The following is a 1,666-nucleotide window of genomic DNA, read 5'->3' on the forward strand; positions in this document are numbered from 1 at the left end:
AGGCCGGAGGGCAGGGCAGGGCGGGCCCGCGTGGCGGCATCGATCGCACCTCACTGCTTAGACCATGTCTCATGGGTCAGATCCCATGAGGTCCGGCGGACTTCCGCCGCCCCGCAGTCGCGGGGGCCGAACCTCGATGAGCCGGGCTCACCGAGGTTCGGTGTTACGGCGTCGCGGGGATGGGTACCGCCTCGGCGCGCGGCGCGGCGGCGGTGGCCAGGGCGGCCTTGCGGTTCAGGATCAGCGCGACGCTCCGGCGCAGCGGCGCGCGCAGGAACAGAAGCGCGAGGATGCCGTAGACCAGGATGCCGAGGCCGATCGCCGCCGCGAGGCCCTCGTGGTCGCCGAGCTGCGCATAGAGCCGTTCCTGCACCAGCGAGACGGCGGCGCCCATCGCCACCGAGCAGGCGAGGATCGGCGCCAGCAGGGCCGCGATCCGAAGGTTGCCGAGCGGCACGAACCGGCCGGCGGACCGCACCACCAGCGGCGAGAACAGGTAGGCGCGCACCACGTGCCCGACGACGAGGGCCGACAGGCCGAAAGGCGCCGTCACCATCGCGGCCAGGATCGTGATCGTGAACTGCCCCGCCGACAGCACCAGGGCGGTGCCGGTCCGGTCGGAGGCGGTGAAGATCATCCACAGCATCGAGGTCGCGACGAATTCCGGCCCGAGCAGCGCCAGGATGCGCAGCACCGGCACCGCCTCGCGCCACTGCTCGCCGAACAGAAGCGGCACGAGGTGGGGCGCCACCACGGCCATGCCGACGAAGGCCGGCAGCGCCAGCACCGCCGACATCGCGACGAAGCCGTCGAAGGCCGCGGCCAGCTCGCGCGGCCGGTCCTGCAGCCGGGCGTAGGTCGGCAGCGCCACGGCGGCCAACGGGATCACCGCGACCTGGCTGATCAGGTCGATGCAGCGCCACGCCATGCGCAGCAGCCCGATGTCGGCGGTGGAGAGGAAGTAGGCGGCGACCACCTCCTGGCTGCGGATGCTCAGCGTCAGGAGCAGTTGGGTCGAGAACACGCGCGAGCCGAAGGCGAGCTGGCGCCGGGCGTGGGCGCGCACGAAGCGCAAGCCCGGAAGCCAGGGAAAGGCCGCCCAGGTCAGCAGCGTCGTCATGCTGGTGGCGAGCAGGCGCTGGATCACCAGGCTCCAGACCCCGAAGCCGTTCAGCGCCAGCGCGATCGCCACGCTGCCGCCGATCAGGTTGGCGACGAGCGCCCGGATCGCGAGGCTGCGGAAGCCGAACCGGCGCTGCAGCCGCGCCTCGTGGATCACGCCGGCCGCCGCGATCACGAAGGTGGCCGCCAGCGCCGCCAGCACCGGCTGGAGCTCCGGGATGCGCAGCATCCAGGCGACCGGCCACGACAGCGCGACGAGCGCCAGCCCGTAGAGGCAGCCGGAGGCCAATGCCACCCAGAAGGCGGTGTCCACGAAGCCGTCGTCGAGCCGCTCGGTCTGGACCACGAGGTCGGGCAGGCCGCCCCGCGTGACGATGAGCAGGATGTCGATGAACACGACCGCGACGGCGACGAGCCCGAACTCGCTCGGGTCGAGCAGGCGCGCGAGCACCAGGAAGACCACGAAACTCAGGACGACGTTGCCGACCGAGCTGACGGCGACCCACCCGGCCGCCCGCACGGAGCGGCCCGCCACGTCCTCCGG

The 1,666-nt window shown here is 72.4% G+C and carries 1 protein-coding gene; it reads right to left on the reverse strand.

Translation table 11 applies throughout. The annotated features are described in order from the left end of the window. Positions 1–163 precede the first annotated feature (163 nt). On the reverse strand, positions 164–1,666 hold a 1,503-nt coding region (locus tag FV222_RS25220), incomplete at its 5' end, for a lipopolysaccharide biosynthesis protein (protein WP_147815925.1).

It is taken from the genome of Methylobacterium sp. WL103 (assembly GCF_008039885.1).
In the GTDB taxonomy this organism is placed as follows: domain Bacteria; phylum Pseudomonadota; class Alphaproteobacteria; order Rhizobiales; family Beijerinckiaceae; genus Methylobacterium; species Methylobacterium cerastii.